Annotated in this window: 20 protein-coding genes; 5 read left to right on the forward strand and 15 right to left on the reverse strand. The window is 33.2% G+C overall.

Annotated features, from left to right (window positions below; all coding sequences use genetic code 11):
- Window positions 1-155: 155 nt before the first annotated feature.
- The gene (locus tag Q0951_RS09240; RefSeq protein ID WP_299336298.1) at window positions 156-2,279 is read right to left on the reverse strand and encodes a helix-turn-helix domain-containing protein; all 2,124 of its coding nucleotides are present in this window, start codon (window positions 2,277-2,279) and stop codon (window positions 156-158) included.
- Window positions 2,280-2,516: 237 nt separating this feature from the next.
- Between Q0951_RS09240 and Q0951_RS09245 the strand changes: the two genes are divergently transcribed.
- From Q0951_RS09245 to Q0951_RS09260, 4 genes are read left to right on the forward strand one after another with little or no spacing between them, the layout of a single operon-like run.
- Entirely contained in the window at window positions 2,517-3,110 is a 594-nt protein-coding gene (locus Q0951_RS09245) for an ankyrin repeat domain-containing protein (protein WP_299336299.1), read from the forward strand.
- A gap of 11 nt (window positions 3,111-3,121) precedes the next feature.
- On the forward strand, window positions 3,122-4,219 hold the full coding sequence (locus Q0951_RS09250; protein WP_299336300.1) for an acyltransferase family protein: 1,098 nt from the start codon (window positions 3,122-3,124) through the stop codon (window positions 4,217-4,219).
- A gap of 6 nt (window positions 4,220-4,225) precedes the next feature.
- The gene (locus Q0951_RS09255) at window positions 4,226-4,957 is read left to right on the forward strand and encodes an NAD(P)-dependent oxidoreductase (RefSeq protein ID WP_299336301.1); all 732 of its coding nucleotides are present in this window, start codon (window positions 4,226-4,228) and stop codon (window positions 4,955-4,957) included.
- Window positions 4,958-5,009: 52 nt separating this feature from the next.
- Window positions 5,010-6,044 carry a serine hydrolase gene (locus Q0951_RS09260; RefSeq protein WP_299336302.1) on the forward strand — a complete coding sequence of 345 codons (1,035 nt, stop codon included), beginning with the start codon at window positions 5,010-5,012 and terminating at the stop codon, window positions 6,042-6,044.
- 100 nt (window positions 6,045-6,144) lie between these two features.
- Here the strand turns inward: Q0951_RS09260 and Q0951_RS09265 are convergent, their stop codons facing one another.
- The 13 genes from Q0951_RS09265 to mnmE all read right to left on the reverse strand — a co-directional run bounded on the left by Q0951_RS09265 (window position 6,145) and on the right by mnmE (window position 16,092).
- The gene (locus tag Q0951_RS09265) at window positions 6,145-7,836 is read right to left on the reverse strand and encodes a serine hydrolase (RefSeq protein WP_299336303.1); all 1,692 of its coding nucleotides are present in this window, start codon (window positions 7,834-7,836) and stop codon (window positions 6,145-6,147) included.
- A gap of 159 nt (window positions 7,837-7,995) precedes the next feature.
- The gene (locus Q0951_RS09270; RefSeq protein ID WP_299336304.1) at window positions 7,996-8,166 is read right to left on the reverse strand and encodes a hypothetical protein; all 171 of its coding nucleotides are present in this window, start codon (window positions 8,164-8,166) and stop codon (window positions 7,996-7,998) included.
- 38 nt (window positions 8,167-8,204) lie between these two features.
- A complete protein-coding gene (locus Q0951_RS09275) occupies window positions 8,205-8,480 on the reverse strand; it encodes a hypothetical protein (RefSeq protein ID WP_299336305.1) in 276 nt (91 codons plus the stop codon).
- Window positions 8,481-8,671: 191 nt separating this feature from the next.
- Window positions 8,672-9,517 carry an NmrA family NAD(P)-binding protein gene (locus tag Q0951_RS09280; RefSeq protein ID WP_299336306.1) on the reverse strand — a complete coding sequence of 282 codons (846 nt, stop codon included), beginning with the start codon at window positions 9,515-9,517 and terminating at the stop codon, window positions 8,672-8,674.
- 64 nt (window positions 9,518-9,581) lie between these two features.
- A complete protein-coding gene (locus Q0951_RS09285; protein WP_299336307.1) occupies window positions 9,582-9,986 on the reverse strand; it encodes a DUF5367 family protein in 405 nt (134 codons plus the stop codon).
- A 49-nt stretch (window positions 9,987-10,035) separates the two neighbouring features.
- Complete coding sequence (locus Q0951_RS09290; protein ID WP_299336308.1) at window positions 10,036-10,527, reverse strand: DUF1772 domain-containing protein; 492 nt, start codon at window positions 10,525-10,527, stop codon at window positions 10,036-10,038.
- On the reverse strand, window positions 10,517-10,888 hold the full coding sequence (locus Q0951_RS09295; protein WP_299336309.1) for a hypothetical protein: 372 nt from the start codon (window positions 10,886-10,888) through the stop codon (window positions 10,517-10,519). The genes Q0951_RS09290 and Q0951_RS09295 overlap by 11 nt, the downstream gene beginning before the upstream one ends.
- Window positions 10,889-10,991: 103 nt before the next feature.
- Window positions 10,992-11,948, reverse strand: coding sequence for an AraC family transcriptional regulator (locus Q0951_RS09300; protein WP_299336310.1), 957 nt, complete (start codon window positions 11,946-11,948; stop codon window positions 10,992-10,994).
- A gap of 309 nt (window positions 11,949-12,257) precedes the next feature.
- Window positions 12,258-12,695 (reverse strand): NADPH-dependent FMN reductase, encoded by a 438-nt coding sequence (locus tag Q0951_RS09305; protein WP_367179754.1) that lies wholly within the window; start codon window positions 12,693-12,695, stop codon window positions 12,258-12,260.
- 100 nt (window positions 12,696-12,795) lie between these two features.
- Window positions 12,796-13,251 (reverse strand): DoxX family protein, encoded by a 456-nt coding sequence (locus Q0951_RS09310; protein WP_299336311.1) that lies wholly within the window; start codon window positions 13,249-13,251, stop codon window positions 12,796-12,798.
- A gap of 22 nt (window positions 13,252-13,273) precedes the next feature.
- Entirely contained in the window at window positions 13,274-13,915 is a 642-nt protein-coding gene (locus Q0951_RS09315; protein WP_299336312.1) for a hypothetical protein, read from the reverse strand.
- A 53-nt stretch (window positions 13,916-13,968) separates the two neighbouring features.
- On the reverse strand, window positions 13,969-14,562 hold the full coding sequence (locus Q0951_RS09320) for a Crp/Fnr family transcriptional regulator (RefSeq protein WP_299336313.1): 594 nt from the start codon (window positions 14,560-14,562) through the stop codon (window positions 13,969-13,971).
- Window positions 14,563-14,700: 138 nt separating this feature from the next.
- Window positions 14,701-16,092, reverse strand: a complete 1,392-nt coding sequence (gene mnmE, locus Q0951_RS09325; protein WP_299336314.1) for a tRNA uridine-5-carboxymethylaminomethyl(34) synthesis GTPase MnmE — start codon at window positions 16,090-16,092, stop codon at window positions 14,701-14,703.
- Window positions 16,093-16,235: 143 nt separating this feature from the next.
- Here mnmE and Q0951_RS09330 point away from each other — a divergent pair, with 143 nt between their 5' ends.
- Window positions 16,236-17,393, forward strand: a complete 1,158-nt coding sequence (locus Q0951_RS09330) for a TlpA disulfide reductase family protein (RefSeq protein ID WP_299336315.1) — start codon at window positions 16,236-16,238, stop codon at window positions 17,391-17,393.
- Window positions 17,394-17,452: 59 nt separating this feature from the next.
- On the opposite strand, the gene Q0951_RS09335 is transcribed toward Q0951_RS09330, so the two are convergent.
- Window positions 17,453-18,103, reverse strand: a complete 651-nt coding sequence (locus Q0951_RS09335) for a rhomboid family intramembrane serine protease (RefSeq protein ID WP_299336316.1) — start codon at window positions 18,101-18,103, stop codon at window positions 17,453-17,455.
- Window positions 18,104-18,152: the final 49 nt, after the last annotated feature.

Consider the following 18,152-nt stretch of genomic DNA (forward strand, 5'->3'; position numbering starts at 1 on the left):
TCAAATATTTACTACTTCCCGATACAGAAAGTAAGGTTACTTGCATTTATTGTCATAACTAATGTGCAATACAAATTCGGTACAATAATTATGAGTAAATCAAAATATTACATTAGCAGTGGCATCAAATAGCATCAATATATTATTAAAAAAACTCATATAAGCGCTTTGTCCTTTAATGATTTTTTCAATTGATTATGATTCTCCCAAAACCTATCTTTAATTTTTTGAATAACTTCATCATATTCAGGATGATGCTTTAAGCGTTTAATTATGGGATCTTCTTCAAGAAATAGCAAAATCCAATATTGATAATTATTTTTAGTCGCAAATAGTTTTAACTGCTCAATAGCAAGATTAGGTTTTTCATCGTGCAGGTATTTCATGGCTAAACTAACTGGCTGGTATATCGATTGATCATTTTCACAATATTCAGCATATGCTTTATAAAAGCTCTCAGCCTTGTCATGTAAGCCCATCTTGTCGTATACCAATCCAATTTTTAAATTTTCTTGCGGATACATGTTTAGACCATTTCTTTCTTTGATATTTTCAAATTTATTGTAGTAGTAATAAGCACTGTCATATTTTTCTTGGAAATAATAAAACTTAGCCACTTCCTGCATAATATCTAAACGTGTCGTATCTTTTTTCCATTCGTTCACTAATGCACCTGTAGCTTTTTCCATATTCTGGTGCTGTGCGTATTGGATAAATACTTTTAAATAAGGTGCAAAATAATTTTCTGAATTATGATTTAAAGATAAATCTATATACTTCTTAGCTTCATCTGTAAAACCATTTTGAACAAAGGCATTACTTAACGCCAAATACATATAGCTTTTACTTACTGAATCATTTGCTTCAATATCAAGTTGCAAACCTTTCAAAGCATAATGCAAATATTTGCCTGTATCAGGAATAACTCGTGAATACAAATCGGCAAGTATTTGGACAACAGAATTTGAGTTGGGGTTATATTCTAAGGCTTTTTCTAAATGCGGTACAGCCAATCGATATTCACCAATATTTAAATAGTAAAGTGCCTTAGCTATAAGGCTTTCGGCCGATTTAGAATCATATAGCAATGCTTTATCTGCATTGTTATTTATGATATCTGTATAACGTTTTTCAGTTTGGTTTAAGTCCAGATAATAGTATGATATCGCAATTTTAGAATACGCGAGCGCAAATTGTGGATCCTGTTCTATAGCTTTTTCAAATAAAGGAATAGCGGCTTCCAAACCTTCTTTAGTTTCTTCCTGATATGGTTCAAGAGCTTTTAAATAATAATCATATGCTAACAAATTTTCTGTTGGCTTTTTGTCAATTTGTTGTAATTCAGCTGGTGTCACTGTTGCTTTTATGGCCTCAGTAATTTTTTTTGCGACTACATTTTGTATGGAGAAAACATCCACTGTTTTATGGTTGTACTGCTCTGCCCACAACGGAGTATCGTTTATAGCATCAATCAATTGAATATTCAACAAAACCTGATTACCAGCGCGCTGCCCACTACCTTCGATTATATAATTAACATTGAGTTCTTCCGCTATTTCTGATATCGTCTTATTTGTGTTTCTATATTTTTCTACAGAGGTCCTACTGATTACCTGGATATCTTCTATCTTTTGTAAATTGTTTAGGGTCGACTCCATAAGGCCATTCACAAAATACAAGTTATTAGAATCACTACTCAAATTTTTAAACGGTAAAACAGCTATAGATTTTGTCAGGTAAACCTCTTCTTTATCGGAATTAAGCGTTTCTTTTGGATAAAATAAGAATACTGCTATCACTACAACCAAGACAAATCCTAAAAGAATTTCAATACGGTATTGTTGGAAAAACCCTCTTTTAGTGATTTCAATTACGTCTGTGTTTTGGTTACCTTCATCGACCTCTACTTCTACTCCTTCTTGTTCCAATTCTGTTTGTTCAACTATTTTTTTTCTGGCTTCACCAGGAGAGTATCCATAATAGTCTCTAAAACATTTAGTGAAATAGGAATTATTACTAAATCCGACCTGATAAGAAATTTCAGAAATAGTAAACTCTGTTTCTTGTAATAGCTTCATACCTTTTTGAAGTCGAACCTCTCGAATAAATTGACTAGCACTACCTTGTGTTTGTTTCTTAATCTTTCTCAACAAGTTTGATCGACTCATATTCATGAGGTCAGCCAATTCAGAAACCCCGAATTGTTCATTAGAGATATTCTCTAAAATAAGGGCTTCTGCTTGCTCAATAAATTTTCCTTGATATGAGATTTTAGACATGATGTGTTCTGCTAATTCAAATGTAAAAATTTATATTGAAACATTCTGCTGCTTTACGTTTGAAATTCTACAGCTAAAAACAGTGACTTGCGTCATAATTTATACTTCTGCATCATAATTTTCATTCCTTCATCAAACTTGATATATAAGGCTGCATAGCCGTTTGTAAGGACCTAAGCTATTGTGAGATATTTGTAGAAACAAAAATCAAGTTATAAATCATTACAAATTTAAATTATGAAAACACTTAAAATTACTTCAATCAAAAAAACGATACAGATGCTATTCTTGACCCTTTTGTTAACAAGCTCATGTGCACAATCTGACAAAAAAACATCTTCAGATAATTCGACTAAAGAAACAAAAGCAGTAAACAAACCTAGTATAGATATCCATACGGCTGTACTAACTGGAAATTTGGAAGCAATTAAGCAGCATATTGAAGCTGGGACAGATATAAATCAAAAAGAACCAATGTCTGGATCTACACCTTTAATGTCTGCAGCCACCTTTAATAAACCTGAAATTGCTGAAGTACTTATTAATGCCAATGCAGATTTGTCTGTAAAAAACAATGATGGAGGAACAGCTTTACACACTGCAGCATTCTTTGGACGTATCGAAATTGTACAGATGCTTATTAATGCCAAAGCTGATAAAACCATTCGAAATAATTTTGGTGCCACACCAAGAGAAACTGTAATGGGAGATTTTGCTGAGATTAAACCTTTTTACGATATGATTACCCAACAATTACAACCCATGGGTTTCACACTAGACTTGGATGAATTGCAAAAAGCTCGTCCTGTTGTTGCAATGATGCTACAATAAATAACAATAAGATGACAACAAAAAGAAGATACGATATTGATTGGCTAAGAGTAATCGCAATAGGTTTATTACTGATTTACCATATAGCTATTATATTTCAACCTTGGGCAATGTTTATAGGTTTTATAAGAAGCGATGAAGCTTTAGAAGGGCTTTGGAAACCGATGACGATGCTCAATGTTTGGCGAATTCCACTGTTATTTTATGTATCTGGAATGGGCTTATATTTTGCAATGAGAAAGAGAAATTGGAAGCAGCTGTTAACAGAGCGTTCTAAACGAATTCTTTTACCTTTTGTATTCGGAATTTTGGCCATCACCCCATTACACATGTATATTTTTCAGGAGTACTATAATATGCCTTTGAGTTACTTTCCGCATATGGGTCATTTATGGTTTTTAGGAAACATTTTTGTCTACGTATTGTTGTTGTCACCTCTTTTTTTCTATTTGAAGAAAAATGAAAATGGAAGATTCAAGAAAGCAATGTCAAAAGTTATGACCTATGCTGTCGGACCATTATCGATATCAGTCTTTTTTATGTTAGAAATAAGCTTTGTTAAACCACAGCTATTTGAAATGTACGCGCAAACTTGGCATGGCTTTTTTATAGGACTTCTTGCTTTCTTTTTTGGGTTTCTTTTTGTCTACAGTGGAAATTCTTTTTGGCAAACAGTTTCAAAGTGGAAATGGCTGTATATAGGTATAGCGGCTGTGTTATTTGCTATTCGGTTCATCGGATTTGAATCCATATCAAATATGTATATCACTACTGTAGAGTCTAATTCTTGGTTATTGGGTGTATTTGGAATAGGATATAGTTACCTTAATAAACCTAGCGCCTTACTGAGCTATTTGAGTTCGGCTGTTTATCCTGTTTATATTATTCACATGTTTGTCTTATACGCAGGTGCATTATTGATTTTGCCATTAGAGCTTCACCCTATTCTGGAGTTTATAGGAATAACACTTTTTACTTTTATCGTCTGCTTTCTTATTTATGAATATATCCTTAGACGAATTACTATATTAAGACCATTGTTTGGATTGAAATGGACGTTTAAAAAAGTTAAAAAGCAAAAGAGTATTTTAAAAGACCAAATAAATTAAATTCATATGACAGTTTTAATCGTAGGCGCAAGTGGAGCAACAGGAAAACATTTGGTGAATCAACTTCTTCTTCAAAAGTGTAAAGTAAGAGTAATTGTGAGATCTCCAGAAAAGGTACCAACAGCATGGAAAACTAATGATGGCATACAAATTATCTCTGCGAGTATACTAGACTTAAGTGACAACCAAATGAAAGAGCTCACTCATGGTTGTGAAGCCGTGGCATCTTGTCTAGGTCACAACCTAACTTGGAAAGGAATTTACGGACACCCGAGGAAATTAGTTACAGACGCTACACGAAGACTTTGTAATGCTATAGAAGCTCATACACCAAAAAAACCAGTGAAATACGTTTTAATGAACACTTCGGGTAATCGCAATCGCGATTTAAATGAACCTATTTCGTTTGCTCAAAGAATTGTTATTGGACTTTTACGGTTAATTTTACCGCCACATGTAGATAACGAAAAAGCTGCAGATTATTTGCGAACTCAAGTTGGACAGAATAACCAATTCATTGAGTGGGCAGCTGTTCGACCTGATGGACTAACAAATGAGAACGAAGTTACTGGTTATGAAATACATGCTTCGCCTACGAGAAGCGCTATTTTTAATGCAGGCAAAGTTAGCCGTATAAATGTTGCACATTTTATGGCTAGTATAACTACTAATGACAATTTATGGAATAAATGGAAAGGCCAAATGCCTGTTATTTACAATACATCATCTTTAGATTAATTATGAACTTTAATCGTTTCACATTTAAAACAAAACGATTTCTTACGCTTATATGATGAAAAATAAACGAACAAAACTAATAATTAGAATTGCACTACTAGTCGGGACAATTATCTCAATGTTCTTCGTACCATGGCTTTTAGTAAAAGCGTGGATACTTCCTCTACCAGATTCGGTTCAAGGACAATTAGATGAAGCTGTTAGTCACGGATTTGAAGGTATGATTGTCTATGTTGATCAGGCAGGTCAACCACCTCAATATTTTGCTTCTGGTTGGCATAATCGAGAATCTAAGATACCTGCCAAACCTGAAGCGCTATTTAAAATAGCCAGCATTAGCAAGCTATATGATGCAGTTGCTGTTACAAAATTAGTAAGTGATGGACGACTTTCGTTAGATAAAACTTTAGGAGAGTACTTACCAGCACTTGTAGGAGACATCGAAAATGCCGATAAAATCACTTTGAGATTGATGATACAGCATAGAAGTGGTATTCCTAATTTTACCGACGCTCCAAATTTTTGGGCAGCGCCAACAGGTACATATGAAGAAGGCTTGGCATTGATTCAAGGAAAGCCTGCCAACTTCAAACCCGGAGAAGACTATGAATATTGCAATACAAATTACTTATTGATCAATAAAATAATGGATGACGAACTAGGTTATGACAATTTTCAATTCATTCAGGAAGAAATTTTAAACCCTTTACATCTGAAACATACTTATAGTTCGCTAAGTGAAGTGAATATAGACGATGTGATGAGTGGTTATCATGTTGGTTATTCACATGATTTGAAAACCAACGATTATGGTATGCATGCCACAGCAGAAGATGTAGCTATTTTCCTTAGGGCTTTGAACGATGGCTCATTATTGACACCAGAAGAACAGGACATATATACTTCCATTTATGAATATGAACATGCTGGTTGGGTTCCAGGATATCAAAGTTTTGCAAAATACTATAAAGATATTGATGCTGTAATTATAACATTCTACAACACAACCGATCCGAAACTGTATAATTGGAATTTATCCGAAATAATAAATAAAAGAATTTATAAAATAGTAAAAAAAAGTAATTAACACGACCTTGCGAACTGTGCGTAGTAAAAATCTGCGATGATTTTCAGAAGTAGGCTAGTACGTGCAATTAATTATATACCAAGTTATGCTTTATATTATTCTAAAGTTTATTAAATCTAACGTCTTTTGCTCTACTGCTAGAAACCTCAAAAGCAATAATCTCTTTTGATCTGTTTCGTAAAAAGACAACCTTTAGAAACGAACCTTTGTTACCAATAAAGTAATCTTTTTTAATAGCTTTTAATTTAAAGTCACCTAATCTTGTGTGGTTTGCGACTAAAGTGTTTTCTTCTGTGTTGAATGTGTAATATGCGTTTAATTCAGGGCTGTAGTATTTTCCTTTAAATTCTTCAAGAGTTTTTGAATTGTAATCTGCAGGACTATATTTTTCTGAAACGATTTGATAGCCATCATCTAGCGTTACAATCATTTTATTGGAATTGAAAGCAACAGAAACATACTCATCTAGCACCATTTCAAACTCATTTTCTTCAACAGGTATCAACACTGTTTTATTTGTACTACTTCTAATATATCGTAAAGTATCGTTTTCAACTTTAATATGGCGTGAATACTTATCGCCTTCATCCCAGTAGTAACCTTCAAATTGTTTTAAATATGAAACTTCTTTTTTAATAGGTTTTTTGTGGGTTAAAAGTTTTTTTGAAGATGCAGTTGTTTTTTTATTTTTTAGATAAGGTTTCAAGCATATGTCCATGATATCGTAAACCATTTGTGCACCATTAATTTCTCCATTGGTGTTTGCAAAAATGATATTCAAATTAAGCTCCGGAAATCTTGCTAAATAAGCCTGATAGCTGGCATCCTGACCACTGTGTTCTATTCGTCTAAAACCTTTGTAAGTATTGATGAACTGACCACCTGCATAGCCATAGAAATTTTTATTGCGCAATGGTGTTTGAGTATGCATTTTTCTAAAAATATTGTCATTACCAACACGCTTTGTGTCAAAGTTGTTCGCCCATTTAGCTAAATCTTCAATAGTAGTCGATAAGTTAGTAGCACCAACACTACTATTATTAAAAATATCTTCAACATAGGTTGAGTCAATTTTATAATAAGATTTACTTCTATTTTTTACGATTTGTCCTTCTTGACTTACAAAAACAGAATTATTCATGTCTAAAGGCTCAAATATGAATTGTTTGATGTATTCTTCGAAAGACATATTTGAAACTCTAGCTACAATTTCTGCCAAAAGTGTATAGCCAGAATTACTATACATATGTTTTTCATTAGGTTGAAAGTTTAATGTTCTTTGATTATATAAAATGTGCAACACTTGTTCATTGGTAATCAAATCGTTTAAACTCCAACCAGATAGTCTTAATAAATTATATTGATCTTTCAAACCGCTAGTATGATTGAGTAAATGACGGATTGTAATAGTGTTTTCAAAATCATACATTTCAGGAATATAAGTTCTAATATCATCATCTAAAGAAAGCTTACCCTGATCCTCTAACAATAGAATGGCAAAAGCATTAAATTGTTTAGAGACGGAAGCTACGTGAAATGAAGTTTCACTTGTTATAGGAATTTGGTATTCCATATTTGCCAATCCAAACTGTTTTTCATAAACCAATTTATTGTTATTCATTATACCGATTGAAATGCCTGGTGCTTTCTCATCATAGTTCTTTAAAAGGCTATCAATACTTTTTTGTATCTGATTAAGTTCTAAAGAGACATTAACATTATTTTGAGCTTTTGATATGATTAGAATAAAAAGCATACAAATACATAAAGCAATTTGTTTTGTTGAATTCATTTTAATGATTGATTTTTGATTGATTATTCTATATTAGTAACTGTTTTGGATTAAATGTTACATCAATTAACTTAAGTTGCTTTAAATTCTGATAAAGATTCGATTGTAATGAGTTATAAAGGTAGAGCTATGGTTTAATTAAGACTATACTTTAGGTTCTTATTTTTGTTTCTTATTGTCTACTTTAACTCCATTTCCAAGAGCAGCTCCAAGTACTAAACCAGCGCCAGATCCTAAAGACATACCAATTGCAATACTATTTGTCAAGATTCCAATGCAAAGTCCAATTCCTGCTCCGAATATTAATCCAAAAACTAATTTATTTTTCATAATTACTATTTTAATTGTTAAATACTTGATTTAAAAAATCACTTTACCTGATTTAAAATCCAATCAGAAATAATCTCTAGTGCTTGAGGTGAAATCGTCTGATCAATTTTGCTGTATTCATCCATTTCTCCAGTTTCTGCTTCTTGAAAAAGATGGTTTAGACCTTCTAGTTCAATTATTTTAAAGTTTTTATTTGTTGCCTTTTCTAATGCTTTTCTAATACCTTCTTGATAAATTATAGCTGGAACCTGTGTGTCTTTTGTTACATTTAATGACAATACGTACCCGTCAAGTAAAGCAGTGTTATTTGCCATACCTAAATACATGTTAGGAATCAATCCTTATTTCTTTTGTGTTGTTTGTAAAATTTGACTTGAAATTGCATCAGCATTCTCAATTGTCTTGGGTTCTAAATTCATTGTTTTTATTATTTTTTACATTATCAACAGGATCCTTAATAGATTGAAATAAAGACCCTGTTGTCTGAATGCTTTTCTTATTTATTTTAGATGGTTTCGGTGACAGTTTGATTCCATATACCAGTGGCAGCAGTTTCTCTAGCAAAACTTTCAAAATCTATGGCTGGTCTCCCCAAAACTTTGGCTACATCATGAGATACGTCTTGGTTCTCTGGATTGCCTAATACTTCTTGGAATAAATAACCGAACAGCCAAACATAAGAATCTGGTAATCCAGCTTTTCGCATACCTTCTTTAAATTCATCAATAGAAATAGGTATAAATTGAATATGCTTGTTAGTAGCCTCTGCCATAATTTCAACCACCTCCTTGAAGGTTCTTTTTTGAGGACCAGTTACGGTAATGGTTTGTCCATTATAAGTGTCATCTACCATCACTTTAGAAACTACATCTGCAATGTCATTTGCATCAACAAAAGGAATTCTTGCCTCTGGCATCGGTAGTGCAACAGCACCATTGAGTACAAACTCTAAAAATGCACCTTCACTAAAGTTTTGATTAAACCACGATGCTCTAACCAGTGTATAGTTTAGACCTGAGTTTGCTACGATTTCTTCGCAAGCTTCGGCTTCTGTCTCGCCTTTACCAGAGAGTAACACCACTTTTTCTAAACCAGCCTCTAAAGCTTTTTCTGTTAGCGAACTAATAGCATCTCTTGAGCCAGGTACGGCTAAATCAGGATAATAAACTATATAGGCTCTATCCATATCTTTTAAAGCAGCGTCATAGGTGTCTGTGTTTTCCCAATCGAACGCTGGGTTTGTTTTTCGTCCAACAACTCGTACGTTGTGTCCTAATTGTACTAAATTTTCTGCAACTCGGCGACCAGTTTTTCCAGTTCCTCCGATAACTAAAATGTTTTCTGTTTTCATTTTTATTTGATTTTAAATTGTTATTAATTGTGCTTCAATTACTTGAAACTTGTGATGTTGCTTTTTATAAATAATTTGGAGTATATCTTTTGTTTTTAATGTTGACGTACCAATATGCAGTAGTTGTTAAGATAAACTCTATGCCAATGAGCCAAAAGCCAGCAGTAGTAAAGAAATTATAATAGGTTCCGCCGTTAGGAATTATTAATAAAGGAACCGTAAACAAAGCGTCTAAAACTGTTGCGATTAAAAAGAAAATTACCCCTAGCCAGTATCCTTTTGTGGTGCTTTTTTTTCTATAGTATAGTTTTGTTCCTAACCACACGACTGGTAGTATTCCTATAGACAGTAAAATATTTGCCTGAAGTTCTAAATCTTCTAAAATCGGAATATAGAAGGAAGCTGTGTACATACTTACTCCAATAATCCAGATTATAATCCCTATGGCTATGATTCTAAATTGTTTCATGATTGTTGCTTTATAAATTTATTGTTCGTTTTTTGATTGATGAGTTGTCTTATTTTGAATAGAGCATTCCTATAACTAAGAGTACAAAAGTGCTTAATGATGAGAGTGTTCTTATGGTATGCCATTTATTCCAAGGTTGCTCAAATTTGTTTCGAAGGTCTTGCAATTCAATTTCTGTGAGTGTTTCTAAATGAGATGCATCTAAGCTCTCATTTAAGGGAACATTTCCAAAAATGGTTACTAAACCGATTCCAACAAAAAAGAGTATCGCGGCAGCTAAGAACAACCAAAAACTAATGCTGTTATTTCTGAATAAATAAGTATTCAAAAAGAGTAAGATGACTGGTCCAAAAAATACAATCATAAATTTGCCATTAATGATTGCTCTATTCATGGCTTGGAAAGCTTTTAAGAAGCTTAGGTTGTCTAGTCGTCCAATTCCTGGTGTTACAGCATTAGACCAAGTAAAGCATAAGCCAGCGGTAAGCCCTGTAAATAATATACCTAGCATTAATACGATAAATTTTAGTTTAAATTCCATTGTTTGACGTTTTGGTGTATGATATCCAGGTTAATAAATCTTGATACTCTTGAGAAGTGAGCTTTATTTTCTTCCCTTTAGGCATTCGTTTTTTTATAAAGACTTGCTTGTTTATATCATTAGCCCATGTATTCATGTTTTCTATAGTGAATACACGTCTTTTGTTTCGTTTTTTGTGACAAACGTTGCATTTGTTCTCTAAAATTTGAAATGCTTTTGTTTTAGAATCTTTTGTTGTATAATTATAAACATGTACCGCAGTCAGTTCGTCTTTACCCTTAATTGGCTCATAGCCAATTGTTGAACTAGTTGAAAGTGTTGTAATAATTACTATTACTAATTTTGCTAATGTTACCATCATAATGTTGTATTATTAATTTGATGATACAAAGATGCGAGGTGTTCAAATGAGATTTTTGACACTCAAAGACAACCTTTTGACATTTTACGCCAAAAGGTTGTTTTTAGATAGATTTTCTAAATTCTGAAGGTGTTTGGTTAGTCCATTTCTTAAAAGCGCGATTGAATGCACTTTGTTCAGAGAAACCCGTTAAAAAGGCAATATCACCTATACTTTGATTTTTATCTCGTAGCATATCTTTAGCGATTTTTTCTTGAGTCTTTTTCACTAAATCTCGATAGGTAACATTTGCCTCAGAAAGTCTTCTAGTTAGTGTTCTGTTACTCATAGCTAAGAGTTCACTGATATTTTGAATTGCAGGGATACCTGTTGGAAGTCCATCTTTAATTAGAGCTTCTACATCACTTACAAATTTATTGCCAGGTATTTTAATGCCTTTGGCGTTTTCATCTACTTGCTTTAACAAGTATTTGTTAATACTGGCATCGGCCTTAGCAGTTCTTAAGTTCAAATCAGAAGTTTTGTAACTTATAGAGTAGGTAGGTTGGTTAAAAAGTATTTTACACTTAAAAGCAGCATCGTAGCTCGTTAAGTCTTGAGATTGATTGTGTTTAAAACTAACTTGAATAGGTAAAATGTCTTTTTCTGACATCGCCTGTAATACGACTACAGTTGCAGATAAGCTAGCTTCCGTTGATAATTCCATCCCTCTTCGATGTGCTTCTCTATTGAGTATAACATGAGAAATGTGACCGTCCTCTTTGATTTGCCAAACAAAGGTATTTGATAGTAATTTAAAGTAACGATCACTACGTTTAAAGATTTCACCTACTCTAGAACATGTGCGCCAAGAGAGTCCTAATACGCCATAATCTTCAATAATCATTTTTTGACCTACACGAACCCCAAATCCTGGCCCAAGACGGTCGTCTAGCATTTCATGCAATTCCAGAAATTCTTCCGCAGCAACAACCTGTAAATGCTTTGCATCCTCTATGGAAGTTGGCAAATCCATAAAATCATCTCTAGACATACCTTCTGCGATAGCACAATTAATCATCTTGAGATATAGATTTATAGAAAAGTATTTCACTTATGTTATTGAGTTAAAATATAAACTTTTTGGTTTCTTAAAACACCCTGTTTGTTAAATATGTATAAAGATAATTAAATACTCAGAATTCATTTAATTACACGATGCGAACTTGTCATAAAGCTAAGTTTTTAATTAGAGTAAGTAATTTTCATAATTTCAAAGAACGAATTGATGTTGAAAATCAACAATTTAAAATTGGGATAAGGAGCAATAAGGATTCTATTTTTTTAAAAATGGATTGGTGAGATTGTTATCACTCTTGACAATAGTTTTCTAATTATTCAAATGCCGATCAAATAGCTGTATTTTTCTACTCAACTCTTTATATAATTCATCATCAGAAATATCCTCTTCTGAGAAGTTATCATAGAAATTAGGCAATGAAAAATCTGCAACGACTTTTGCGCCCAAAAAAGGAAAATAGTTAACCGCAGCTTGTAATACAGTCGATCCACCACGACCACCAGGTGAAGTTGCCAATAAAAGCGTGGGTAAGTCTCTCCATACTTTTATATTAGTGCGAGACAACCAGTCTAAAGTATTTTTAAATACTGCGGTGCAGGTTCCGTTGTGTTCGGCCAGTGCTACTATAAATCCATCAGCTTTATCAAATACTTCATTGAGTCTTTTCACGGCTTTTGGTATGCCATTTTCAGCCTCATAATCAACTCCGTAAATAGGCAGAACATAATCGTTTAAGTCGATAGAAATTAGTTATACATGTTCCAATAGACCAGAAGTATAGGATAGTAACCTTTTGTTAATAGATTTCTGACTATTAGTTCCTGCAATTGTTATTATTTTTTTCATGTTATTTGTTTTTTGATATTAAACTATCTATAGACCATTTTCCACTTCCATTAACTACGACACTTAAAGCAAGACCAATAACTAGAAGCGAATATTCGTAACCTTCACCTGCCTGATTTCCAAACCAATTCATAAAAAAGCCGTGCTCTAGCTGTGTAGTAATGATTATACCAGTAAACATGCCTACAAGCAATAAGGCCCAAAATCTTGATAAGAGACCAAGAACTAATGAAATAGATCCAAAAAACTCAATCATTATAACAGAGAAGGCCACAATACTGGGCAAACTCATTTGGGTAGTCAATGATTCCATTGTTGTAGAATAGCCATAACCACCAAAGAGTCCTAGTAATTTTTGTGCACCATGTGGAAATATTACTAAACCGAGCGTCCATCGTGCGATACTAAATCCAATAATTGGATTCGTTTTTAAAAGTTGTTTTACAGAATTTTTCATAATGTTTAAGATTTAAAATTGTTTATAGGGTTTTACGATAATAGAATCCGAGAGCTGATTTTTCTATAGGCTTCAATCCGTATTGGTCAATATCTAAACCAATACCTAGCTGATGGTCATAAAAAGACATACCAACCCTCAACTGTTGAAAACTTCTTGAATGTATTTTAAATTCATCCCAAATGGTTAAGAACTGACCGTTTAACCACAGTGATAGATTATCATTTAAAGGTTTGTTGTATTGAAATTGTATAAATACTTCTGCATAACTAGCATCAATTTTATCTGAGTGAGCAACTGTTGGTATTAATACTAATAACAGGCGTGAACTTTTAAAAGTATACTTTGCCGATAGCCTCTCAGAATAGCCTGCAAAGCTGTTATAGTATATGGAAGTACCGATTGCAATGTTTTTGGTAATATTCCAAAAAAATGTGGGTTGTACACCAATCTCATCAAATTCTTGTTTTTCTTCCTTAAACTTTTGAAAGAAAGCTAACGTATTTAGACTTAGCGTCTTACTTTTATTAATAGGATAACTTGAGAATAACGTGAAATCTGTTTTGTCAAACCCCGTAAACAATTCTACCTGAGTAAATTGTGCTTCTAAAGGGTTTAAAAACCCAATGATTAAAAGAGAACTGATGATGAATACTTTTTTCATGCTTCAAAATTCCGAAAGGAACACATGAAAAAAAATGAACTAGTTTAAGATTTTTAGCGTCGGTTGACTTTTGTAATAATTTTACTCATAAATTCTGGCGTGATACCAATGTAGGCTGCTAAGTCTTTTTGAGTAATTCTATTGACAATTTTAGGGTATTTCTTTTTGAACCGGATATATCTTTCTTCTGCCGTTAAGGATATACCATGGTTGGCACGTCTTATGTAGCTTATGAGTGATCTTTGGTACAAAATGCGATAAAACCGTTCAAATTTTGGTATTTGCTGAAAAAGTAAATCATAATTAGCTCGAGAGATTCCTAATAATTCAGAATCCTCGGTAGCTTTAATAAAATAACGTGATGGTTCTTTGGTTATAAAACTTGCCATATCACCTGTCCAATAATCTTCAACAGCAAACATAGAGATATGAGGGGTACCATTTTCATCTAAAGTATATACTTTTAAACAGCCTTTAGTTATAAAATACTCGTATTTAGTAATGTCGCCAGCTTGCATTAAAAAGGTCTTCCTATCTATTTTGATTTCTGTAAGCAGAGAAATATACTTTTGTTTTTCAAGCTCGGTTAAATCTATGAACCTACTGATGTTTTCAATGATTAGTTGATGTGTGTTATCTAATTTCAAGGAAAGCTTTATAATTTCTTTAAAATTAAGTATTTACCCTCAGTTTTAAAAACATTCATTCACTTAAAATCAAAACTTATGATGTACACAACTTTTATAATATGTTCATAAAAAATATTTGAATTAATACTTGATTTCCTATTTACCAATACAAAAATTAGCAAAAATATTTCCTAATAAATCGTCATTTGTAATCTCTCCAGTAATCTCACCAAAGTGATACAAGGCTTGCCTGATATCTATAGCTAAAAGATCTCCAGATAATCCAGTATCTAAACCGTGTTTTACTTTCTGAATTTCTTCAAAGGCTTTTAGTAAGGCATCATAGTGTCGCGAGTTAGTAACAATCGTCTCATTATTGCGTAAAGCACCAGTATTAATTAACTCCAATAACGAATTGGTGAGCTGCTCGACGCCAAAGCCTGTTTTGGCAGATAATAATTTAATGCCGTCAATCGTGTTCTGTAATTCTGCCAATTGACTATCATCTAACTGATCAATCTTGTTAGCAATAATCAATAAAGGTTTTTGCGGATATTTATTCTTAATTTTTTCAATTTCAACCTGAACTAATTTTAAATCAGAAATCATTTTAGAACTATCGAATAAATAAATGACTACTTGTGCCTGATCGATCTTTTCAAACGTCTTCTTAATTCCTATAGTTTCTACGATATCTTCTGTTTCTCTAATTCCTGCTGTATCAATAAATCGAAACCCAATCCCTCCTATCGAAATTTCATCTTCAATAGTATCTCTGGTTGTACCTGCTATTTCTGAAACAATAGCCCGCTCTTCATTTAACAATGCGTTGAGTAGTGTTGATTTTCCAACATTAGGTTCGCCAACTATGGCGACAGGAATTCCATTTTTGATCACATTTCCTACCGCAAAAGAATCGATTAAGCGTTTTAAAACAAAAGTAATTCTATCAACCAATGCTTTAAATTGCGTACGATCAGCAAACTCAACGTCCTCCTCTGCAAAATCGAGTTCTAATTCTATCAATGAGGCAAAATTTAGTAACTCTTCTCTGAGTTTGGCAATTTCCGAAGAAAAACCACCTCGCATTTGCTGAATCGCTACTTGATGAGACGCTTCATTATCACTGGCAATCAAATCGGCTACAGCTTCTGCCTGAGACAAATCAAGTTTTCCGTTCAAAAAGGCTCTTAATGTGAATTCTCCTGCATTGGCCATTCGGCAATCGTTCCGAAGACATAACTGAATGATTTCCTGCTGAATGTATAAACTACCATGACATGAAATCTCCACAACATCTTCTCCTGTATACGAATTTGGATTCTTAAATACCGAAACCAGCACTTCATCATAAACTCGGGATCCTTCAACTATATGACCAAGGTGTATGGTATGTGTGTCTTGCTTTTCAAGTGATTTTCCTTTTGTAACCGATTGAAAACATCGATCAGCAATAGGTATCGCATCTTTTCCAGAAAGTCTAATCACAGCAATAGCTCCGCTTCCTGAAGCAGTTGCTAAAGCCACAATTGTATCTTGATGAGTCATGAATGGATATTTTTTTTACAAAAGTATTGCAATTTTAGATTTATAGAGCAGTTTCAGTAGCTTCTTTAAGTTTTTATTAATAAACAGTATTGATTTTCTTTTATTGAACTTGTTATATTTGTACTACCAAAAATTAAAAAAAGATGAAAAAACTAATCACAATTGTAATTGTAGGCATTTTACTTTATGCATGTAAAACCGATGTTAAGACTGAAGAAGTAGAACGAGATACGTATTTGATTTCTGGTGAAGCTCCAGGTGTTTACAATGGTATTAGAGCTTATCTCCAAACTAGTGATGAACGCGGTAGAAAGATCAACATGGATACTGCCATTGTAATGAACGAACGTTTTCAATTTGAAGGTAAAGTTGACACACCTCAATTATGGAACTTATCAATTAATAGTGTAGCTGGAGACTTAGCACTTATTGTTGAAAATAAAGCGATTTCAGTGAAAGTTGATAAGGATGATATGTCCAATACTACCATTTCTGGTACCAAAGCTAATGATGATCTCATGTCTCTAAATAATGATGTAAAAGCATTGAGAACTAAAGCTACAGCTCTAAATAATCAAATCAGAAACTCTACTGATGCAGCTGAAAAAAGCAAGTTAGCAAATGAGTTCACTAAACTTACCAGAGAAATAAGAGCCTTACCTCTTAACTTTGCTAAGAATAATACCAACAGTTTATATTCTTTGGTTGTTCTTGATAATCTTTTGAAACAGAAAGATGCAGATATTGAAAATCTATCGGGAATTTATGAGGCGCTTGATGAGTCTATTAAATCGTCAAAATTAGGAACCAATATCAACTCAAGAATTGCGTCAATCAGAAAACAAAGAGAATTGACCAAAGCAACTGAAATTGGTCAGCCTGCTCCAGATTTTACAGCACCAACTCCTGATGGTAAGCAACTCAATCTTAAGCAATCTCTAGGAAAAGTAACCATTGTAGACTTTTGGGCTGCATGGTGCGGACCTTGTAGAAGGGAAAATCCCAATGTCGTAAAAATATATAATAAGTATCATGATAAAGGACTTGAAATTATTGGTGTCTCTTTGGATGGAAATAGCCGACAAGGTGACCCAAAAGCGGCATGGCTTAAGGCTATTGAACAAGATCAATTGACCTGGAATCAGGTTTCTAATCTGAAATATTTTAGTGATCCTGTAGCCAGAGCTTATAATATCAGATCTATTCCTGCAACATTCATTCTTGATGAAAACGGAATTATCGTGGCTAAAAATTTAAGAGGAGCTGCATTAGAAACTCAAATTGCTAATATGCTCAACTAAACAAATTCTAGACATCAATTAAAAGCCTTCAGTCTAACAAAGATCGAAGGCTTTTTAATTTAAATTTTTCCGAGCTTGTGTAATATTAATAACAAGACTATTGGTATGGCTAGCAAACCAATCATAAGCAAATCGGTTTCAAAAAGTGATGGTCGCAAAATCAAAGTAATCAAATAACCTCCAATAGCACCTCCAAAATGTGCATCATGACCTATATTACCTACTCTGTTTTTCATTCCGTAGATAGAATATAAAAGGTATACAATTCCGAAGATATAGGCTTTTATTGGTATGGGTAGAAATATAAACATAATATCCATTTTTGGATCTAACAATATGGCTGCATATAAGATACCTGTTACAGCACCACTAGCGCCAACAGCACTGTAATGGTATTCGTCTTTGTGAAAATACAATGATAACAGACTTCCAAGTATTAAACTTCCAACATAGATGACCAGAAAATTTATTTCACCAACAAAAGAAATCACACGATCTGCAAAAAACAACAATGTTAGCATGTTGAACAGCAAATGAGTGGTATCTGCATGGAGAAAACCTGAGCTAAACATTCTAAACTGCTCGCCTCTTCTTATACTACCAACATTAAATTTATAGCGTTCAAAAAAGCTGTAATCTCCAAACCCTTTATAAGAGATCAATGCATTTGCAGCAATTATGACAATAGTAAAAAAACTTAAATTACCCATAGACCGTTAACGTTTATATTATAATTATATTTGCCACTGCAAATCTAAG

The sequence above is a fragment of the uncultured Psychroserpens sp. genome (assembly GCF_947501425.1).
Classification (GTDB): domain Bacteria; phylum Bacteroidota; class Bacteroidia; order Flavobacteriales; family Flavobacteriaceae; genus Psychroserpens.